The sequence below is a fragment of the Mycolicibacterium celeriflavum genome, from assembly GCF_010731795.1.
GTDB classification, from domain to species: domain Bacteria; phylum Actinomycetota; class Actinomycetes; order Mycobacteriales; family Mycobacteriaceae; genus Mycobacterium; species Mycobacterium celeriflavum.
In genome coordinates this window covers 1-19,011 of the sequence record NZ_AP022591.1, presented here as the reverse complement: position 1 = coordinate 19,011, position 19,011 = coordinate 1, and the positions used below count along the sequence as shown (strand labels likewise).

General features: G+C 66.9%; 12 protein-coding genes and 9 pseudogenes. 12 read left to right on the top strand and 9 right to left on the bottom strand.

Annotated elements, in window-relative coordinates; genetic code table 11:
• Window positions 1-32: 32 nt before the first annotated feature.
• The 7 genes and pseudogenes from G6N18_RS00095 to G6N18_RS00065 all read right to left on the bottom strand — a co-directional run bounded on the left by G6N18_RS00095 (window position 33) and on the right by G6N18_RS00065 (window position 7,374).
• Window positions 33-1,199 (bottom strand): sulfotransferase family protein, encoded by a 1,167-nt coding sequence (locus tag G6N18_RS00095; RefSeq protein ID WP_083006877.1) that lies wholly within the window; start codon window positions 1,197-1,199, stop codon window positions 33-35.
• A pseudogene (locus tag G6N18_RS00090) lies at window positions 1,196-2,322 on the bottom strand (LLM class flavin-dependent oxidoreductase). Before G6N18_RS00090 ends, G6N18_RS00095 begins: the two are co-directional and overlap by 4 nt.
• Window positions 2,319-3,094, bottom strand: a pseudogene (locus tag G6N18_RS00085) (SDR family NAD(P)-dependent oxidoreductase). Before G6N18_RS00085 ends, G6N18_RS00090 begins: the two co-directional pseudogenes overlap by 4 nt.
• Before the next feature lie 15 nt (window positions 3,095-3,109).
• Complete coding sequence (locus G6N18_RS00080) at window positions 3,110-4,408, bottom strand: acyl-CoA dehydrogenase family protein (protein WP_083006869.1); 1,299 nt, start codon at window positions 4,406-4,408, stop codon at window positions 3,110-3,112.
• A gap of 18 nt (window positions 4,409-4,426) precedes the next feature.
• Window positions 4,427-5,203, bottom strand: a complete 777-nt coding sequence (locus tag G6N18_RS00075) for an enoyl-CoA hydratase/isomerase family protein (protein ID WP_083006866.1) — start codon at window positions 5,201-5,203, stop codon at window positions 4,427-4,429.
• A 5-nt stretch (window positions 5,204-5,208) separates the two neighbouring features.
• A complete protein-coding gene (locus G6N18_RS00070; protein WP_083006863.1) occupies window positions 5,209-6,384 on the bottom strand; it encodes an acyl-CoA dehydrogenase family protein in 1,176 nt (391 codons plus the stop codon).
• Window positions 6,368-7,374: pseudogene (locus G6N18_RS00065) on the bottom strand (acyl-CoA dehydrogenase family protein). The gene G6N18_RS00070 and the pseudogene G6N18_RS00065 overlap by 17 nt, the downstream one beginning before the upstream one ends.
• 280 nt (window positions 7,375-7,654) lie before the next feature.
• On the opposite strand from G6N18_RS00065, the gene G6N18_RS00060 reads away from it, so the two are divergent.
• The 4 genes and pseudogenes from G6N18_RS00060 to G6N18_RS00045 all read left to right on the top strand — a co-directional run bounded on the left by G6N18_RS00060 (window position 7,655) and on the right by G6N18_RS00045 (window position 11,318).
• On the top strand, window positions 7,655-8,746 hold the full coding sequence (locus G6N18_RS00060) for an amidohydrolase family protein (RefSeq protein ID WP_179962400.1): 1,092 nt from the start codon (window positions 7,655-7,657) through the stop codon (window positions 8,744-8,746).
• 37 nt (window positions 8,747-8,783) lie between these two features.
• Window positions 8,784-9,926 (top strand): amidohydrolase family protein, encoded by a 1,143-nt coding sequence (locus G6N18_RS00055; RefSeq protein WP_067218846.1) that lies wholly within the window; start codon window positions 8,784-8,786, stop codon window positions 9,924-9,926.
• Window position 9,927: 1 nt separating this feature from the next.
• Window positions 9,928-10,319: pseudogene (locus tag G6N18_RS00050) on the top strand (Rieske (2Fe-2S) protein).
• A gap of 91 nt (window positions 10,320-10,410) precedes the next feature.
• A pseudogene (locus G6N18_RS00045) lies at window positions 10,411-11,318 on the top strand (alpha/beta fold hydrolase).
• 47 nt (window positions 11,319-11,365) lie between these two features.
• On the opposite strand, the gene G6N18_RS00040 reads toward G6N18_RS00045, so the two are convergent.
• On the bottom strand, window positions 11,366-11,848 hold the full coding sequence (locus G6N18_RS00040; protein WP_083006850.1) for a hypothetical protein: 483 nt from the start codon (window positions 11,846-11,848) through the stop codon (window positions 11,366-11,368).
• 257 nt (window positions 11,849-12,105) lie between these two features.
• Here G6N18_RS00040 and G6N18_RS24415 point away from each other — a divergent pair, with 257 nt between their 5' ends.
• Entirely contained in the window at window positions 12,106-12,303 is a 198-nt protein-coding gene (locus G6N18_RS24415) for a hypothetical protein (RefSeq protein WP_244960071.1), read from the top strand.
• On the opposite strand, the gene G6N18_RS24410 is transcribed toward G6N18_RS24415, so the two are convergent.
• Window positions 12,266-12,640, bottom strand: coding sequence for a hypothetical protein (locus tag G6N18_RS24410; RefSeq protein WP_244960070.1), 375 nt, complete (start codon window positions 12,638-12,640; stop codon window positions 12,266-12,268). The genes G6N18_RS24415 and G6N18_RS24410 overlap by 38 nt on opposite strands.
• Window positions 12,641-12,758: 118 nt before the next feature.
• On the opposite strand from G6N18_RS24410, the gene G6N18_RS24405 reads away from it, so the two are divergent.
• From G6N18_RS24405 to G6N18_RS00005, 7 genes and pseudogenes are all read left to right on the top strand, one after another.
• Window positions 12,759-13,160, top strand: a complete 402-nt coding sequence (locus G6N18_RS24405) for an NADH-ubiquinone oxidoreductase-F iron-sulfur binding region domain-containing protein (protein WP_244960069.1) — start codon at window positions 12,759-12,761, stop codon at window positions 13,158-13,160.
• Entirely contained in the window at window positions 13,157-13,471 is a 315-nt protein-coding gene (locus tag G6N18_RS00030) for a ferredoxin (RefSeq protein ID WP_083006845.1), read from the top strand. Before G6N18_RS24405 ends, G6N18_RS00030 begins: the two co-directional genes overlap by 4 nt.
• Window positions 13,468-15,072 (top strand): annotated as a pseudogene (locus G6N18_RS00025) (thiolase C-terminal domain-containing protein). Before G6N18_RS00030 ends, G6N18_RS00025 begins: the two are co-directional and overlap by 4 nt.
• A gap of 164 nt (window positions 15,073-15,236) precedes the next feature.
• Window positions 15,237-16,081 (top strand): annotated as a pseudogene (locus G6N18_RS00020) (alpha/beta hydrolase).
• Window positions 16,081-16,896: an NAD(P)-dependent oxidoreductase gene (locus tag G6N18_RS00015; protein WP_163689762.1), complete on the top strand. Its 816-nt coding sequence runs from the start codon at window positions 16,081-16,083 to the stop codon at window positions 16,894-16,896. The pseudogene G6N18_RS00020 and the gene G6N18_RS00015 overlap by 1 nt, the downstream one beginning before the upstream one ends.
• A pseudogene (locus tag G6N18_RS00010) lies at window positions 16,893-17,681 on the top strand (NAD(P)-dependent oxidoreductase). The gene G6N18_RS00015 and the pseudogene G6N18_RS00010 overlap by 4 nt, the downstream one beginning before the upstream one ends.
• Before the next feature lie 110 nt (window positions 17,682-17,791).
• Window positions 17,792-18,986, top strand: a pseudogene (locus tag G6N18_RS00005) (cytochrome P450).
• The last annotated feature ends 25 nt before the right edge of the window (window positions 18,987-19,011 follow it).

Sequence of the window (19,011 nt, the reverse complement as noted above, 5' to 3'; positions counted from 1 at the left end):
CGCTGTGCACCGACAGCCGTTCGTCGGTCACCTCAGCCCCGCTTCTCGATTTCGACGCCGAAACGCTCCCGGAAGGGCCGGAACTCGTCGTGCAACGCGTCGAGATCTTCGCCGATGTCGGTCAGCAGCGAAGTGGAGTACCGAAACTTGCCGTGCCGATCGCCGGGATTGGCTGCCAGGTAGGCGCGCATCGCGGCCCCGGCATCCGCGCTCAGCCCCCGGTCCGCGAATGCGTAGTAGCGACGTACCGTGCCGACCTGATCGGCGACGAAGTCGGTGTAGCGCACGTGCAGAATCCGCGGATCGTCGACCAGTGGATTGGTCATCGTGTTGGCGATGCTCTCGCGGGTCAACTGTAGGTGCATCTTCGCGGCGGCCTGCAGATCGACGGGGCCGACGATGCCTTCGAGGATGTCGGCCATCATCATCGTGCGCGACGCCGCGACCTGTACCGGGTCCCGATGCAACCAGAGCAGCGTCGCGTCGGGGTAAGCGTCGAAGAACTCGGCGAGCCGGAATCCGTGGAATCCCTTGAGTACCCATCGCTTACGCGGCCGGTGAAACTGGAAGTTCTGCAGCATCGCCTTGTGGATCCGGTACTGCGCCGTCGGGTCGGCGGGCAGCCCGCCGACGACGGTCTGCATCGGCACCCGCCACCACGCGGTGGGTGTGAGCACCCGGAAGTCGAACGCCCAGGTCCGTTCGTCCTCGGGCAGGCCGTCGCCCAGCATGTCGTTGTAGGGGTGGCTGTGCAGCCACTTCGGCAGTTTGGCGTTGATCTCGCGCCAGTCGGCGTCCGCGCGTGCGCGCCGCGGATCGGCGGCCTCGACAGTGCCCGGCGGCGGTGACGGGTACATGACCTCCCAGAACCGAAGCGCGCGGGACTCCGGATCCACCGACATCAGCGCGTGCATCAGCGTGGTGCCCGAGCGCGGTTCGCCGGTGACGAACATCGGCCGCTCGATGACCTCCTCGGTGAGCGGATAGCGGCGACGGTCGGCGAAGAATTCCAGCCGTGAGGTCAGCAGCCAGTGGCACACCTCGGCGGCCCGCCGCGCACCGCCGGCGTCCATGCCGACCGAATTCAGGTGCTCCACGACCAACGAAAAGCGCTCGGGCAGTCTCGGATCGCCGTAGTCGTGCAACCCGGTTGCCGCCTCGGCGCGCGCGAGCATCTCTCCCGCGTCGAGGTGAGTCATTGCACGTCTTCGCACAGGTTCATCAGCTCGTCCTCCACCTCGCGCACATTCTGCGCCGACTGGGCGGTGTACCGCAGGCCCGCCACGGCGCCGTAATCCATGATCTTCGGCACCCGCAAGCCCGCGTCGACGTACTCCTTGATGACGCGTGCGAGCTGTTTCGGTGTGCCGTGCGGCACCATCGCGAGGACCATCTCCGGTTGGACCCGGTCGAGGAAGTCGACGATGCGCTCGCGGGTGAGCACCGCGGGGTCGATGTCCTGGTATCCGCGCCAATCCTCGCCCATCGGATGCTCGAACCCTGCCTTGCGCAGCACCTCGGCGGACACCTGCAGCAGGAAGGACTTCACCAGCGGTGCGTCGAGGATCTCGGCGATTGCGGCGTCGTCACGACCCACCAGGCATACCTGAATGAAGCAAGGCGTGATCGCCGCCGGGTCGCGGCCTGCCCTCTCGGCGGACAGCCGCACCGCGGCAAGCTTTTCCGCGTAGTCCTCCGGCGTCCATGCCCCCGTGGGCCACCATCCGTCCGCGTAGCGCCCGACGATGTCGAGCGTGCGAGGCCCGCTGCCGCCGATCCAGATCCGCGGCAGCCGACCGTCGAACGGTTCGCTGTCCAGACGCGCGTGCCGCAGTCGGTAGAACCGTCCGTCGAAGTCGACGGGACCCTCGCTCTCCCACAGCAGCCGGATGACGTGCAGCGCCTCCTCAAACCTGCCGACCGGTTGGGCGAAGTCGAAGCCGTACGGCACCGTGTTCTCGGTCTCCCGCTACCCAGACCCAGGATGAAGCGCCCCTTGGCGAGGTGGTCGATGGTCAGCGCGCTCTGCGCAAGCAGCGACGGGTGGCGCCGGACGGTGTCGACGACGCTGGTCGCCAAAGGGACGTTACGGGTCAACACCGCGGCGGCTGCCGCGACCGCCATCCCGTCGAGGTGTCGGTGCGGCGACGGTGAAACCGTTGCCAGGTCGGTGAATTCGGGTGTCCAGATGGAGTCCGGCCAGAAGCTGACCATATGGTCGGGTAGCCAGATCGAGTGGTAGCGGCCGCTGTCCAGGGTCTCCAGCACCGAAAGATCCAGCGGCAGTGTGGTGCGCAGGTACGCCGCAGGCTGAACCCTCATAGCCGGCCGATCTCCTTCAGGAATGCCTGGGTGTGGGCGATGCTGCCGGTCAGCGTCTTCGGGTCGCCCGTGCACAACCGGAACGCGGTTTCGGTGATCAGCAAGATGTCTTCGGTATCGCTCTTGGCCAGGTCGAGGAGCCCGCGCCCTCGGTGGCGACCGGATTGGTCGGCGCGGCGGCGTTGACCGCGATGCCGTCGTCATACAGCTCGGCGGCAAGGCTTTTCGTCAGCCGGTTCAGTGCCGCCTTGACCGTCCCATAGACGCCGAAACCGGCGGTGCGGTCGAACTCGGAGAACGGCGGACCGGTGGGCAGGTCGCCGCCGACCGACGTCACGTTGAGCACCCAGCCGCGGCCGCGGGCACGCATGGCGGGAACGGCCAACTGCGTGAGGTGCAGCGGAGCCATCAGGTGCATCTCGATCATCAGGCGGACCCGCCGCTCGGGGAACTCATCCAGCGGTCGCAAGAAGGTGACCGCCGCGTTGTTGACGAGAATGTCGGGGGCTCCGACCTTTTCGTCCACCTCGGCGAACAGCCGCTCACGCTCGTCGCTCTGGGACAGGTCGGCGGCCACCGCGACCGCTGTCCCGCCCTGGCTCTCGATCTCCGCGAGTGTCTCGTGCAGAGAGCCCTGGTATTTCGGGTCCGGCTCGAGTGTGCGGGCGGTCAACGCGACGGTCGCGCCCTCGGCGGCGAGCCGCTTCGCGATGGCCCTGCCCAGCCCTCGGCTGGTGCCGGTCACCAGTGCGACCTTTCCGTCACAGGACATCGAGCGCCCTCCCAGTCAGTTCCGCGGGATACCCGCGAGCTTGTCGGCGAACTTGGCTTCGGCGGCTGCCCGCAGTCGAAGCAGGTGTTCGGACGGAAACGCGTCTGGCGCCGGCGTGACGTCTTTGAGCAGCAGCCGGGCCAGCGTCACCTTGTGGACCTCGGTCGGCCCGTCGGCAAGACCCAACACGAACGACTCCGTCAGGTACTGCACGAACGGCATCTCGTGCGAGGTGCCCAGCGAGCCGTGCAGCTGCAGGGCCCGTGCCGACACGTCGTGTAACACCTTCTGCATCATGGCCTTGACGGCGGAGATGTCCCCGCGCACGGCCTTGTAGTCGTTGTATTTGTCGATCTTCCACGCGGTCTGCAGGGTCAGCAGCCGAAACGCCTCGATCTCCATCCACGAGTCGGCGATCATCTCCTGCACCATCTGCTTGTCGGCCAGCACCGAACCTTGGGTGTAGCGCGACACCGCCCGCTCAGTAAGCATGTCGAAGATCCGCCGAACCAGACCGACGGTTCGCATGGCGTGGTGGATGCGTCCGCCGCCGAGCCTGGTCTGCGCGACGACGAAGGCGCCGCCGCGCGGTCCCAGCATGTGATCGTCGGGTACGCGGACGTTCTCGTAGCGGACATACCCTTCTCGCCCGCCACCGCCGATTGGCTGATAGCCGAGCCCGACATCGCGCAGCACGTTGACGCCGGCAGTGCCGCCCGGCACCACGAACATCGAATACCGTTGATAAGGCGGGGCATCGGGGTCCGTCATGGCCATGACGATGATGAACGACGCCATCGAGGCGAACGACGAATACCACTTCTCGCCGTTGATGACCCACTGGTCACCGTCGCGGGTGGCCGTGGTGGTGAACACCTTCGGGTCGGCGCCGCCGTGGGGTTCGGTCATCGAGAAGCACGACACGATCCGGTTGTCGAGCAGCGGTTCGAGATACCGTTGCTTGAGTTCCGGTGTTCCGTAGTGGGCAAGGATCTCGCTGTTGCCCGAATCCGGTGCCTGAGAGCCGAACACGATCGGCGCGCACTCGGATCGGCCGAGGATTTCGTTGAGCAGCGCCAGTTTGACCTGACCGAAACCGGGCCCGCCGAGGTGCGGGCCCAGGTGGGTGGCCCACAGCCCCCGCTCTTTGACGATCTCCTGCAGCGGCGGGATCAGCGCCTGGCGCACCGGGTCATTGAGGTCATGCGACTCCTTGACGATGTAGTCGATCGGTTCGCACTCCTCGCGCACGAACTGCTCGACCCACGCCAGTTGCTCCGCCCACTCCGGGTCCGTCGAGAAGTCCCACGCCACAGGTCGTCCTTTCGTGCCTCAGGTGTCCGACCACTTGCGCCGCCGCTGCGCCGCCTCGTCGGTCGCATGGCTGAGCACCTGGTTGCGGTTCTCCAGTTCGAGCGCGGCGTCCAGCGGTGCGTCGGTGTTGGCCTGCAGGGCCCGCTTGGTCAACTGCACGCCCAGCGCCGAGAGGCCCGCAATCGTCGTGGCCAACTCGACCGCCCGCTCGATCAGCCGGTCCGGTTCGACGAGCGCGCTGACCAGGCCGCGGCGGTCGGCTTCCTCGGCGGACACGGTGCGGCCGGTCAACATCCAGTCGGCCGCGACGCTGGTCCCGACGATCCTGGGCAGGTGATAACTCATGCCCATTTCGGCGCCGGACAGGCCGAGCAGGATCGCGGCGTTGCCGAATGTCGCTGCGGTCGAACAGATGCGGATATCGGCGGCCAGGCACAACGCCAGCCCCGCGCCGACACACGGGCCGTTCACCGCCGCGACGACCGGCTGCGGCAGCGCCCGGATCGCCTGCGGCAGCGCGGCCATGGCCTCCTGAAAGCGCATCCGCTCGATCGCGGGCGCCGACGCATCCGGCGCCGTGGGGCCGAAACTCCGCACGTCGATACCGGAGCAGAACCCGCGCCCGGCACCGGTCAGCACCACCGAATGCACTGACGTGTCCGCGGCGATCTGGTCGAGCGTCCACACGAGCTCGTCGCGCATGGCCTCGTTGATCGCGTTGAGCTGGTTGGGCCGATTCAGTTGCACGACAACGACGCCGGGTTTCGACCGGTCGATATCGAGCGTCTCGGTCACCGTCGTCAGCGCCGTGGCAACCCGAGCACCTGGGTGGCGATGATGTTGCGCTGGATCTCCGACGTACCGCCGGCGATGGTGCCGCCGAAACTGCGGGCGTAGCGCTCGAACCAGCTCGCGAAGTAGTGGTCGAGGTTCATGTGCTCGTAGGGCCCGGAGGTCGACGGGTGCACCAGCCCGTCGGCGCCCGCGGCCGCCAATGCGTTCTCCATGGCCTGACGTTCGGCTTCGGAGCCGAACAGTTTCAGCACCGACACCGAGGCGGTGTCCATCTCGCCGCGCGCGGCGCGCGCCAGCGCCGCCGAGCCCATCGCCCGCAACGCCTGATAGTCCATGATCGTGGTGGCGTATTGGTCGCGCTGCAGTTCGGTGCGCGGCCGGAAGTCGGCGATCATGTTGTCGATCCGGTCGGCGAACCCGAGCCACATCATCGTGCGTTCGTGGCCGAGCGAACCGTTGGCGACACCCCAACCGCCGTTGAGCGGTCCGACCAGATTCTCGGCGGGGACGCGGGCGTCGGTGAAGAACACCTCGTTGAAGTCGAGGTTGTCCTGTCCCGTCATGTCGGCGAACGGACGGCACACCACACCCGGTGTGTCCGTACCGATGATGAGCGCGCTGATGCCTTTGTGTTTGGGCGCATCGGGGTCGGTGCGCACGAAGGTCAACAGGAAGTCGGCGTCGTGCGCGCCCGAGGTCCACACCTTCTGGCCGTTGACGACGAAGTGGTCACCATCCAGGACCGCTCGGGTGCGTAACGAGGCCAGGTCGGAGCCTGCGCTCGGTTCGCTCATCCCCAGCGACGCGGTGATCTCGGCCTTGAGCACCGGCACCGCCCAACGGTGCTTCTGCTCCTCCGAACCGAACGAAATCAACGATGCCGCAATGATGTTGACGCCTTGCGGGTTGAAGCTGTGATAGATGCGCCGACGGCACAGTTCGTCGAGATGGACGAACTGCTGCACGACGGTCGCGTTGCGCCCGCCGAACTCCGGGGGCTGCGCGGGCAGCAGCCAGCCGTTGTCGAACAGCAGGCGCTGCCAGTCGCGTGCCCACTGCGGCATGTGCGAAACCGACCGCGGCCGCTCCAACGTCTGCGCCTCGGACGGCAGGTGCTCGTCGAGAAAGGCCGCGAACTCGGCGCGGAACTCCTCGACGTCGGAATCAAAGGTCAGCTGCACCGTTACTCCTGTACTCCTCCGCGATCACCGCGCGATGCTCCGCGGCGCCGCCGAGCAACAGCTCGCCGGCCTTGGCTCGCTTCAGCGCGAACTGAAGGTCGTTCTCCCACGTGAAACCCATGGCGCCGAACAGCTGAAGGCCGTGCCGGAACACCAGCGCCTGCGCCTCCCCCGCCGACGCCTTGGCCATCGCCGCCGCCAGCCGGCGACGCGGATCGTCGGCCGCGATCGTCAGCGCCGCGAAGTACGACAGTGCCCGCGCACGTTCGGTCGCGACGTGCATGTCGACCGCCTTGTGTTGGACCGCCTGAAACGAACCGATCGCGACGCCGAATTGCTGGCGCTGCTTGGCGTGTTCGAGCACCAGGTCAAGGATGCGTTGGCACGCGCCGACCGTGGTGATGGCCATCCCGGTCAGCGCGACGTGGCGGGCCCGTTCGGCGTCCACCCGCACCCGGTCCGTGTCGGGCACCCGGGCGTCGACGAACGACGCCTCGGCGATGTGCAACACCGGATCGAAGACGGGCTGCGGCGTGAGGTGGCCTTGTCGGCGTCGACGACGAACACGCCGGCCTCGGTCACGACGGCGAACCGCTCGGCGCGGTCGCCGTCGAGGACGTGCCGGGCCGTGCCGTTGAGCACCCAGCCGTCTTCGACCCGGTGCGCGGCCACGCCGTCGTACACCGCCGTGCCTGCCTGTTGGGGATCAAAACGGTCACCGGCCAGCGGCGCGAACTGCGTCAGGGTCGCCAGGAACGGTGTCGGGTCGGTGGCCCGGCCCAGCTCCTCGAGCACGATCGCCAGTTCGACCGCGTTCTCCGGATCGGCCAACTCGGTCCAGCCGGCGTCGACGTAGGTCTTCCAGAGCGGTGTCGGGTCGACCCCGTTCTCGGCGATACCGCGCACCAGCGAGGCCGGGCACTGCTTGGTGACCGCGTCGCGCACGGTCTCCTGCCAGAGTCGCTGATCGGCGTCGAACTCCAGTAACACCAAGCCTCCCGGGGACCTCAGAGATGTGCAGCGCGTCCCGGCGAGAATAACATTCTCCTGTGACGTCGTAATCGTTCTCCCGATTTGACTACCCGTTTCGGAGGTAGTGTGTCGTGCACTTGACCAGCGCGCACCCTGACCTGCGCAAAAGTAAGCGATTCGTTGAGAACTGGATTCTTGCGATTGAAGAACAACGCTTTACACTGGAGGTGTTCGGTGTTTCGCGCGGCGCCCTCCGGCGCCGCCGACCGCCGGATGACATCGGAGGACAGCCTTGGTGATGCAACACCCGGACGGGAGTTCGACGCCCGTCGACACGCCGCTCATCGACGCCAGCGTGCACATCTTCAGCAAGTCGAACAAAGACCTGCGCAGCTTCATGCGCGAGCCGTTCAAGAGCCGCGGCTTCCCCGACTACGAGATGGACTGGTACGGCGCGCCCGGTGGCGAGTACGCACCCGAAACCGAGCGCGACCGCATGTATCCGGGGTCGGACCCGGACTTCGTCGGTCGGCAGCTGTTCTCCGAACGTGGCGTCGATGTCGCTGTCCTGCACCCGATGACGCGCGGCGTCATGCCGGATCGCCATCTCGGCACCGCGATCGCGGCGGCACACAACGAGCTGATGGTCACGCGTTGGCTCGACGACAATCCGTACGCCGACCGGTTCCGCGGCACCATCCGCGTCAACCCCGACGACATCACCGGCGCCCTGCAGATCGCCAAGTACGCCGATCATCCGCGGGTGGTGCAGATCGCTGTCCCGCTGCAGTCCCGCGAGCTGTACGGCAAGCCGCAGTACTGGCCGCTGTGGGAGGCCGCAGTGGAAGCGAACCTGCCCGTTGCGGTGCACATCGAGGTGGGGGCCGGCGTCCAGTACGCACCGACACCGTCCGGAGTGCCGAGGACCTACGAGAACTACGTCAGCTTCATGGCGCTGAATTACCTGTACCACCTGATGAATCTCATCGTCGAAGGGGTATTCGAAAGGATGCCGACATTGAAGTTCGTCTGGGCCGACGGGGCGGCCGACATGATGACGCCGTTCATGTGGCGGATGGACTGCTTCGGCCGACCGCACCTCGAGCAGACGCCGTGGGCGCCGCGGATGCCAAGCGATTATCTGCCGGGCCACACGTATTTCGTGCAGGGTGCGATGGACGGCCCCGGCGACGTGGACTATGCCGGGGAATGGCTGAGTTTCACCGGCAAGGACGACATGGTGATGTACGGGTCGAGCTATCCCCACTGGCAGCTCAACGACCTGAAGGTGCCCGCCGCGTACTCCGACGAACAGCGCGAGAAGCTCTGCTGGCGCAACGCCGCGGAGCTGTACGGCATAGACGTCGGCGCGTCGATGAGCGCACAGTGATAGGGCTTGGGAAGCAGTTGGAAGGCAGGGAGCCACGATGACCGTGACAGTGACAGAGCGGAAGCCGGCGGCCGAGCGCGTCGCGGTGCGCTGCGTCGATTCCGATGTGCACCCGACGCCGAGAGCGGGCGAGTTGACGCCGTACATCCCGGAGCCATGGCGCAGCAAGTACTTCCTGACGCGCAAGGTCGGCGATCAGATCTACTACGACGCGCCGGATTACGCGCATGCCTATGCGATGCGCGTCGACACGTTCCCGTCGGACGGCAACTTCGCCGGCAGCGACCCGGCCCTTGCGTTCAAGCAGCTGATCATGGAGGCCGGGGCCGACATCGCGATCCTCGAACCCGCCGCCTATCCGGCGCGGTTCCCGGAGGTCAACCACGCGATGAGCGTCGCGCTCAACGACTGGCAGGCCAACCACTGGCTGGACAGCCACAACAACTGGCATGAGCGCTGGCGGGGATCGGTCTGTGTGGCGATCGAGGCGCCCGAGGACTCGGCACGCGAGATCGAGCGCTGGGCCGGGCATCCGTACATGGGCCAGGTGCTGATCAAAGCCGAACCCCGCCCGGCATGGGGTGATCCGAAGTACAACCCGATCTGGGAGGCCGCCACCAAGCACGACATCACGGTGAGCTGTCACCTGTCGCGCAGCCATCACGAAGAGCTGCCGATCCCGCCGGTCGGATTCCCCAGCTACAACCACGATTTCATGGTCACCTACTCGCTGCTGGCCGCGAACCAGGTGATGAGCATGGTGTTCGACGGTCTGTTCGACCGGTTCCCGACACTGCGAATCGTGTTGGTGGAGCACGCCTTCTCGTGGATTCTGCCGCTGATGTGGCGGATGGACGCGATTTACGAGGCCCGCAAATCGTGGCTGGACATCAAGCGCAAGCCCTCGGAGTACGTCAAGGACCACATCAAGTTCACCACCCAACCGCTGGACTACCCCGAGGACAAGACCGAGTTGTCGCGTGCGTTCGAGTGGATGGAGTGCGAGAAGATCCTGCTCTACAGCAGCGACTATCCGCATTGGACGTTCGACGATCCCCGCTGGCTGGTCAAGCACCTGCCCGAGCACGCCCGCGAGGCCGTGATGTTCCGCAACGGCATCGCCACGTATCACCTTCCCGAGACGGTTCCGGCCCTCGAGGGCCAGGTTCGGGTGTTCTGAGTTGGACGAGCAGCAGAAGACGCCCCGGCTGGCCCAGGGGCGTGAGCACGTCGTCGCCACCGTCGACGAAATCCCGCCAGGCAAGCACAAATTGGTGCCGATCGGACGCCACGGCGTCGGTGTGTACAACGTCAACGGCACGTTCTACGCGATCGCGAACTACTGCCCGCACGAAGGCGGTCCGCTGTGTTCTGGCCGCGCCCGGGGGCGCACCGTCGTCGACGACAGCGTGCCCGGCGACGCGGTGATGGTCCGCGACCTGAGTACATCTACTGCCCGTGGCACCAATGGGGTTTCGAACTGGCCACCGGCACCACCGCGGTCAAGCCCGAGTGGAGCGTCCGCACCTACCCGGTCCGGGTGGTCGGCAACGAGGTGCTGGTGCAGGCATGAGCAGGCGCCCCATCATCAGCGCGACCGTGCGTGTTTGCACACGACACGCCGCCAAAAATCGTCAGTTTGCGCACCGTCGCGGAGGCGGATCATGACCACGACCGAGTCCGCCGGCCCCAAGCTCAAACGCGGCGAGAAGACGATCGAGATCAACGGCGGCAACGTCGTCTACGAGATCCTCGGCAAGAAGGCGATTTCATCGCGCTTACCCCGGGCGGTCGATTCAGCAAGGACATCGAGAGGGGCTGGCCGTTGGCGCAAGAGCTGGTCAAGGGCGGCTACCGCGTGCTGCTGTGGGACCGGCCCAACTGCGGCAAGTCCGACGTTCAGTTCTACGGGCAGAGCGAATCGCACATGCGCGCCGACACGCTGCACGCGTTGATCACCCGCCTCGACATCGGCCCGTGCGTCATCGCCGGCGGGTCGGGCGGCGCCCGCGACTCGATGCTGACCGCGATGCTGCATCCCGAGATCGTCCGGAAGCTCGTGGTGTGGAACATCGTCGGCGGCGTGTACGGCTCATTCGTGCTGGGTTCGTACTACATCGTGCCGAGCATCCTCGCGGTGCGTGGCGCCGGCATGAAGGCGGTTGCCGCCGTTGACGAATGGAAACAACGCATCGCCGAGAATCCGGCCAACCGGGACCGTATCCTCGCACAGGATCCCGACGAGTTCCTCAAGCTGATGCTGCGGTGGCTCAACGCGTTCGTACCCAAACCCGGCCAGACGATCCCCGGCGTCGAGGACGAAATGTTCGACAACATCAAGGTTCCCACGCTGATCATCCGCGGCGGTGAGAACGACCTCGACCATCCGAAGCGGACCTCGCTCGAGGTGAGCTGCCTGATCAAGGGCTCCGAGCTCATTGACCCGCCGTGGCCCGAGGACGCTTGGGAGCGCGCAGGTGAGGCTCGCGCCTCCGGAAAGGTCAAGCGATTCAACATGTTCGACACGTGGGTGCAGGCAGCGCCCGCGATCCTGAAGTTCCTGGACAGCTAGATGAGCGGGCGAACGTTCCCCCCGCTGGCGTGGGCCCACACGCCGGTTCAGACCGTGCGGATGCGAACCTCGCAATTCAGTGACGCCTCGAGCGCGGTGTGGACGCGGCTCTCGGGCACGCGCTCGAGGTCGGCCTTGCGCAGCGTCACGTGTACGACGTCCCAGCCGTCGTCGCCCGGCACCCGTTCGATGTCACCGGCCAGTCCCAATCCGGCGAGCACGCCTTGCGCATCGGCGTCGGTGCCGCGACTGATGAACGTCACCACGCCGGGTACCGGTGTGGTGCCGAACGCGCCAAAGGCTCGAGCGCACAGGTCGAGCGCGGTACGCGTGAGCGTGTCGGGATCGTCGCCTTCGATCAGCAGTTCGACCTCGCGGCGTTGGGCGGGCAGACCGGACAGCTTGTTCTCGACCAGTTCGATGCCTGCCGCACCGGCCAGCTCACGCAGGCGGGCCGCACCCTCGTCGAGCTGCGCAGAATCGAGTTCGCCGGCACGGTCGACGCCGACGCGCACCACCGCAGTCCTCATGGCCGTCAGCCTATCCGCGGATCACAAGGACGCTTCATGACCTCCACCGCCACCGAACTCACCGTCACCGCGTGGCCGGACTGCACGCCGCGTCTGCTGCGCCCAGCGGGCTCGGGCCCCGAGGACTACGCCGACTACGCGCAGGCCGGTGGCTACCAGCCGCTGTCCGACGCCGAGGCGCTGGCCGAGCAAGTGGACCTGTCCGGACTGCTGGTCGCGGCGGCGCGGCTTTTCCCATCGGCACCAAACTGCGCTCCGTGCGCGACGCACACCAACGCGGCTCGGACACGGTCGTCGTCGCGAACGGCGAAGAGGGCGAGCCGGCGTCGATCAAAGACCGCTGGCTGCTGCGCCACCGCCCGTACCTGGTTCTCGACGGGCTACGCCTGGCCGCGGCCGTCGCCGGAGCCGGCGCGCCTACGTGTACGTCTCCGACGCCCTCGCGGCGCGCGTGAGCACCGCGCTGAGCCAACTTCCACCGGACACGTTCGGCGGCACCGAAGTCAACGTCGTGACGGTCGAACCGGGATATGTCGCCGGTGAGGAGACCGCGGCGGTGCGGCGCATCAACGGCGGGCAGGCCAAGCCCACCGACAAGCCGCCGCGGCCCTTCGAGGGGTGTCCGGGCTGCCGACGATGGTCAGCAACGTCGAGACGTTGGCCAACCTGCCGTTCATCCACGAGCACGGCGCGCAGGCGTTCCGGTCGGTGGGCACGCCGATGTCGCCCGGAACGTTCCTCGCCACCATCACCGGTGGTGCTCGACCGGCCACGCTCTACGAGATCCCGCACGGCGCAGCATTTTCCGAGCTGCTGCAGCTGCACGGACTCGACAAAGAGGTCGTCACCGGCGCGTTGATACGGCCTGCTCAACACCGACATCCTCGACGCGACGCTCGACCACGAAGCGATGCGCCGCCTGGGCAGTGGCCTCGGATGCGGGGCCATTTCCATCCTGACCGACGACTGCCCGGTGGCCGTCGCCGCGTCGGTGATGGCCTACTTCGACCGCGAGAACGCCGGCCAGTGCGGAAGCTGCTTCAACGGCACCGCCGCCATGAGCGCGGTCGCCTCCGCACTACGCGACGGGTGGCGACCGACGACGACGTCGCGCGCCTTCAACGGTGGTCGGTGGTGTTGCGCGGTCGCGGCGCCTGCGGCACTCGACGGCGCCACCAACATCGCCGCCAGCCTGCTGCACCAGTTCCCGCAGGCAATCGCCCGCCATCTGGCCAACGACTGCCAGACCTGCCGCGCCGGCGCCTTCGAAGCAGTCCGACCCTACGAAGTGGAGGCGGTGGCCCAATCATGAGTGATGGCTTGCGGATTCGGCTCGACCGGACGCTGTGCGACGGCTTCGGGATCTGCGCCAAGCACGCGCCGGAGTACTTCTCGCTCGACGACTGGGGTTACGCGTCGCTGATCGGCGACGGAACGGTGCCGGAGAATGACCGCGACGCGGTGATGCGGGCCCTGTTCGACTGTCCCGTCCACGCGATCATCTACATGGGTGAACACCGGCCGTCAGACGACAACAAAGTGCGCGAAGAACCGCGCGAGTCCTCCGAGCCCGATCCGACGGCCGGCGACAGCAACGAAGCGATCTCGGGATTCGTTCGGTGACTCGACCGCTACCGGAACTCACGGTTCTCAACGAGTTCTTCTGGACCGCAGGTGCTGACAACGTGCTGCGCATCCAGGAGTGCCGCGACTGTGCGGCGCTGATCCACCCCGCAGCCGGTGTGCCGGTACTGCCGCAGTCACAACATGGGTGTGCGCGACGTGTCCGGCAAGGCCACCCTGTCGGTCAACCACCGGTTCGGCTTCCCGACCTCCCGCCGCCGTATGTGGTGGCTCAGGTCGCCGTCATCGAGGATCCGCGAGTTCGGTTGACCACCAACATCGTCGACTGCGATCCCGACGATCTCGAACTCGGCCAACTCGTCGAGGTTCAGTTCGAGAAGCTCGAAGATGTCTTCCTGCCGGTGTTTCGGCCGAGCGCGGACAAGCAGACCGGCCCGCCCGAGGACGAGATCGCACCGCAGGATTTCGCCAAGCACGTCAGCACCCCGCTGACCACGCACCGGTTCGAGGAACACTCCGCGGTCGGCATCGGCGCCTCCCGGATCGGCCGCCGACTGATGGTGCCGCCGTTGTCGCTGACGATGCGAGGCGTCGCGGACGCGGGCTGTCCTTCGACGACATCGACGGACTCTCCACCTATCCGGGCCTGGACATCGCGGGCATGGGCGAGGGCGGCGTCTCCGCGCTCGAGGGCGCGCTGGGAATCCGTCCGGCGTGGATCAACGGTGGCATGGACACGTTCGGTCCGGGCGGGTCGGTGATCGCCGCGATGATGGCGATCGCCACCGGCATGGCCCGTCACGTGCTGTGCTTTCGGATGGGAAGCCACTTTCCAGCAGCTGATGAAAGAAGGCAAGGCCGCACCACCCGGTGGTGCCCGCACGTCGAGCTGGCAGATGCCGTTCGGCGCGATGTCGGCGGCGCACACGCTCGCCCTGAACGCGCAGCGGCACTTCGACCGGTACGGCACCACGCGGGAGACTCTCGGCTGGATCGCGTTGAACCAGCGCGCGAATGCAGCGCTGAACCCGACTGCCATCTACCGCGATCCGATGGGCATGGATGACTACCTGGGCGCTCGGATGATCACCACGCCGTTCGGGCTCTACGACTGCGACGTGCCATGCGACGGCGCGGTCGCGGTGATCGTTTCGGCCGTCGATGCCGCCAGGACATGCCGCGTGAACCCGTGCTCTTCGAAGCCGTCGGCACGCAGATCGTCGAGCGCACGGACTGGGACCAGAGCACGCTCACCCACGAGCCCCAGGTGCTCGGCCAGGCGGCGCACCTGTGGACGCGAACCTCCCTGCGGCCCAGCGACGTCGACGTCGCCGAGCTGTACGATGGCTTCTCATTCAACTGCCTGTCCTGGTTGGAAGCACTCGGCTTCTGCGGCATCGGCGAGGCCAAGGACTTCCTCGACGGTGGTCAGGCGATCGCCCGCGACGGCGTGATCCCGTTGAACACCCACGGCGGTCAGCTGTCCCACGGCCGCACCCACGGCATGGGCCTGATCCACGAGGCGGTCACACAGTTGCGCGGCGACGCCGGCGACCGACAGGTCGAGGATGCGCGCGTCGCCGTGGTCAGCAGCGGCGGACTGACACCAGCGGGCGATCCTGATGCGGACCGACTCGTGAGTGTGAGTCCGCGGCCTGATGTCGCCGCCGGTGCGGCTCCCCGGCCTGATGTCGCCGCCGGTGCGGCTCCCCGGTTCGATGTCGCCGTCGGTGCGGCTCCCCGGCCTGATGTCGCCGCCGGTGCGGCTCCCCGGCCTCGCGTCGTCCTCGTCGACGGTGTACCGATGTCGGGGCTTGTCGCCGCCGTCGACGAACCGAGGGCCGTCATCGTCGCCTTCCACGGCGGGGCCAGCACCGCAGCGTATTTCGACTGCCCTGGCCATCCGCGGCTGTCGCTGCTACGCGTCGGCGCCGCACTCGGATTCACCGTGGTCGCGCTGGACCGACCGGGCTACGGCAGTTCGGCGCCGTATCCGGACGCGATGCAAGAACCGGACCAACGCGTCGCGCTGGCGTACGGCGCCGTCGAGAAAGTCCTCGCCGACGGTTCGCGCGGCGCCGGGCTGTTCCTGCTCGGCCACTCGGCCGGCTGCGAGCTGGCGGTCCGGATGGCCGCAGATGAAAACGCCGTCGACGCAGGCATTCTCGGCTCAGCCTGGCCGGCACCGGCCTGCGGTACGGCGATCAGGCCGCCGAGATGATGAAGACCGCGACGGCCACCCGGCGACCGGTCGGGTTACGGGAACTGCTGTGGCAGCCCGCGCAATTCTATCCGCCCGAGGTGCTCTCCGGCATGACCAACTCCTCCGGTGGCGCGCAGTACGAAGCGGAGATGACAAAAACCTGGCCGCGACACGACTTCCCCGCGCTCGCGGCGCAGGTGGAAGTCCCGGTGCAGTTCATCGTCGCCGAGCACGAACGGGTGTGGCGCACCGATCCCGACGCGCTGGCCGACATCGCCGCGATCTTCACGGCCGCACCGGCGTTCGTTCTCGACGAACAACGCAACGCCGGACACAACACGTCGCTGTCGGTCAGCGCTGCGGCATATCACCTGAAGGTCTTGTCGTTCGTCGAGGAATGTGTAGTCGCGCACTTGAGCGCAGAAACGAAGTTGGAGGCGGGTTGATGCGCGTCGGATTCATCGGGCTGGGCAGTCAGGGCGGTCCCATGGCACGCCGAATCGCCGAAGGCGGTTTCGAGACGACACTGTGGGCCCGCCGAGAGGCCAGCTTGGAACCCTACAAAGACACCCCCGCGAAGACGGCGAGTTCACCCGCCGAACTCGGCGCCGCCAGCGATCTGGTCTGCCTGTGCGTGGTCGGGGACGACGACGTCCGCGAGGTCCTCAACGGCGAGTCCGTGTGCTCGCCGGTCTACCCCGGCGGCATCGTCGCCATTCACAGCACCGTACATCCCGACACCTGCCGGGAGATCTCGAAGGCCGCTGCCGAACAGGGGGTTTCGGTCATCGATGCGCCGGTCAGTGGCGGCGCGCCCGCCGTAGAGGAGGGCAAGCTGCTGGTCATGGTCGGTGGGGAGGATGAGGTCGTCGAACGCTGCCGTCCGGTGTTCGCCACCTATGCCGACCCGATCGTTCACCTCGGTCCGCTGGGCAGCGGACAGGTCACCAAGATCCTCAACAACCTGTTGTTCACGGCGAACCTCGGTGCCGCATTGAGCACTTTGGATCTGGGTGAGTCGCTGGGCATCCCGCGGATGCGCCTCGCCGAGGTCCTCAATGGCGGATCGGCCACCAGCAAAGCGCTCGGCAGCATCTCCATGTTCGGCGGCACCGTGGAGGGTCTCGCCCCGATCGCAGGAGCGCTGCTGCAGAAGGACGTTCGGCACGCGGCCAACATCGCCGCGAGCGCCTCGGCGCCGGAGGGTTCGGTGTTCACCGTGGCCGACACCGCCCTGGAGTCGATGGATCACCCGCGATGACACGCGTCGGGTTCGTCGGGGCGGGTCGGATGGGCGCCCCGATGGTGCGCCGCCTCGTCGCATCCGGTCATGAGGTCGTAGCCGTCGGCAGGACCGACGACAAGCGCGCTGCGGTGCGCGATCTCGGCGCGCGGTCCGGTCGGCACCGTGACCGATGCCGCGGACGCCGACGTGGTGATCGTGTGCGTCTTCACCGACGAGCAGGTGCAGCAGATCTGCCTGCGCGACGGGTTGGTGGCGGCGATGAAACCGCGGGCCTCGCTCGTCATCCACACGACCGGAAACCCCGCCACCGCACGGACCATCGCCGAGCAGTTCGGAGATGTCGAGGTCGTCGACGCGCCGGTCAGCGGCGGGCCACAACATCGCCGCCGGCGAGGTGACCCTGTTCGTCGGCGGCTCCGACGAGGCGGTCGCGCGGGTGCAACCCGTGGTGAGCCTACGGCGACCCGATCCTGCATGTCGACCCGCTCGGCGCAGGCCAGGCGGTCAAGCTGATCAACAACGCCTTGTTCGCCGCACAGATCGGTTTGCTCACCGAAGCGGTGTCGCTGGGCGCCTCCCTCGGCGTGGACGAGGCCAAGCTGCTGGCATCGGTGTCCCATGGCAGCGGGGCAAGCCGCGTCGGGGAGTTCATCTCCGCTCGCGGATCGGTCGCCGGGTTCGTCGCCGATGTCGGCGAGTTCATCGGCAAGGACGTCGACGTCGTCCGCAAAACGGCGGCTGAGCTGGGCAGCGAGCTGGGCCTGCTCGATGACGTCATCAATGCCGGAATTCGACTATGAACACAGCGATTCGCTCTACTCAAACCCTTCCCGTGGGGCATACTATTGACGTTACACAATTGCGCCCTCGCGTAACGGAAAGCGGTCACCAGCCCGCCGCGAAAGAGGAGATCACCAAGCCGAAACTGGTGTTCGACCCGTATTCGCAGGAGTACTTCGACGACCCGTATGAGATCTACCGGCGGATGCGCGACGAGACGCCGATCTACTACGACGAGGAGCAGGACTTCTACGCGCTGACCCGGCATGCGGACGTGGCGGCGGCACTCAAGGACCACGAGTCGTTCTCTTCCACCCGCGGGTGCCACCTGAACATGATCAAGTCCGGCAAGGGGTTCCAGAAATCCATCATCTTCATGGATCCGCCCGAACACCGCTTCATGCGCAGCCTGCTCAACAAGGCGTTCACCCCTCGGGCGATCCAGTCGCAACGCGACACGGTCGTCGAACTCGTCGAGCACTACCTGTCCAAGGTGGATCCGGACAACTTCGATGTGGTGCAGGATTTCTCCGGCCCGTTTCGTCGAGGTGATCACCCGGATGGCAGGGTGCCCGAGGAGTTCCGCCAGCAGGTGCGGCACTGGATCGAAGGCCTGGAGGTCAAACCCGGACAGGTCGACCTTTCTGAAGAGAACATGCAGGCCAACATGGACGCGGGGGTCTACTACTTCGGCCTGGTGCAGGAGCGCCGGCACGACCCCCAGGACGACATGATCAGCCGCCTGATCGCCGCCGAGATCCCGGGCGAGAACGGCGAAATGCGCAAGCTCGACGACATCGAGATCACCGGCTTCGTCGCGCTACTGGGCGCGCGGGCGCCGAGACCGTCACCAAGTTGGTCGGCAGTGCCGTGGTCGAGTTCGCGCGGCATCCCGAGCAGTGGCAGATGTTGCTCGACGACCGCAGCCTGCTACCCGCCGCCGTCGAGGAGTTGCTGCGCTATGTGGGTCCGGTGCAGTACAACGTGCGCTACACGTTGAAGGAAGCCGAAGTGCCGGGCGGCACGATTCCCGCCAACAAGCCGGTGTTCCTGATGAAAGCGGCGGCCAACCGTGACCCCCGCGCCTTCGACGACGGCGAGACGTTCGACATCACCCGCGACCGCACGCAAGCGCAGAACCTGGGCCTGGGCTACGGCATCCACAGTTGCCTCGGCGCAGCGCTGGCCCGGTTGGAGACCAGCATCGCGCTCGAGCACCTGCTCGATTTCATGCCGCGCTTCGAGGTCGATTTCGACGGTCGCAACGCGTGCATATGCAGAACGTCGCCGGATACCACCACGTCCCGGTGAAAGTGTTGAAGTGATCGCTTGGGTGAGGAGGGCGCTTCT

Coding starts and splice junctions, on each gene's coding strand:
- G6N18_RS00095 (WP_083006877.1), bottom strand. CDS start 1,199: ATGACTCACCTCGACGCGGGAGAGATGCTCGCGCGCGCCGAGGCGGCA.
- G6N18_RS00060 (WP_179962400.1), top strand. CDS start 7,655: ATGCAACACCCGGACGGGAGTTCGACGCCCGTCGACACGCCGCTCATC.
- G6N18_RS00055 (WP_067218846.1), top strand. CDS start 8,784: ATGACCGTGACAGTGACAGAGCGGAAGCCGGCGGCCGAGCGCGTCGCG.
- G6N18_RS00040 (WP_083006850.1), bottom strand. CDS start 11,848: ATGAGGACTGCGGTGGTGCGCGTCGGCGTCGACCGTGCCGGCGAACTC.
- G6N18_RS24405 (WP_244960069.1), top strand. CDS start 12,759: ATGCGCCGCCTGGGCAGTGGCCTCGGATGCGGGGCCATTTCCATCCTG.
- G6N18_RS00030 (WP_083006845.1), top strand. CDS start 13,157: ATGAGTGATGGCTTGCGGATTCGGCTCGACCGGACGCTGTGCGACGGC.
- G6N18_RS00015 (WP_163689762.1), top strand. CDS start 16,081: ATGCGCGTCGGATTCATCGGGCTGGGCAGTCAGGGCGGTCCCATGGCA.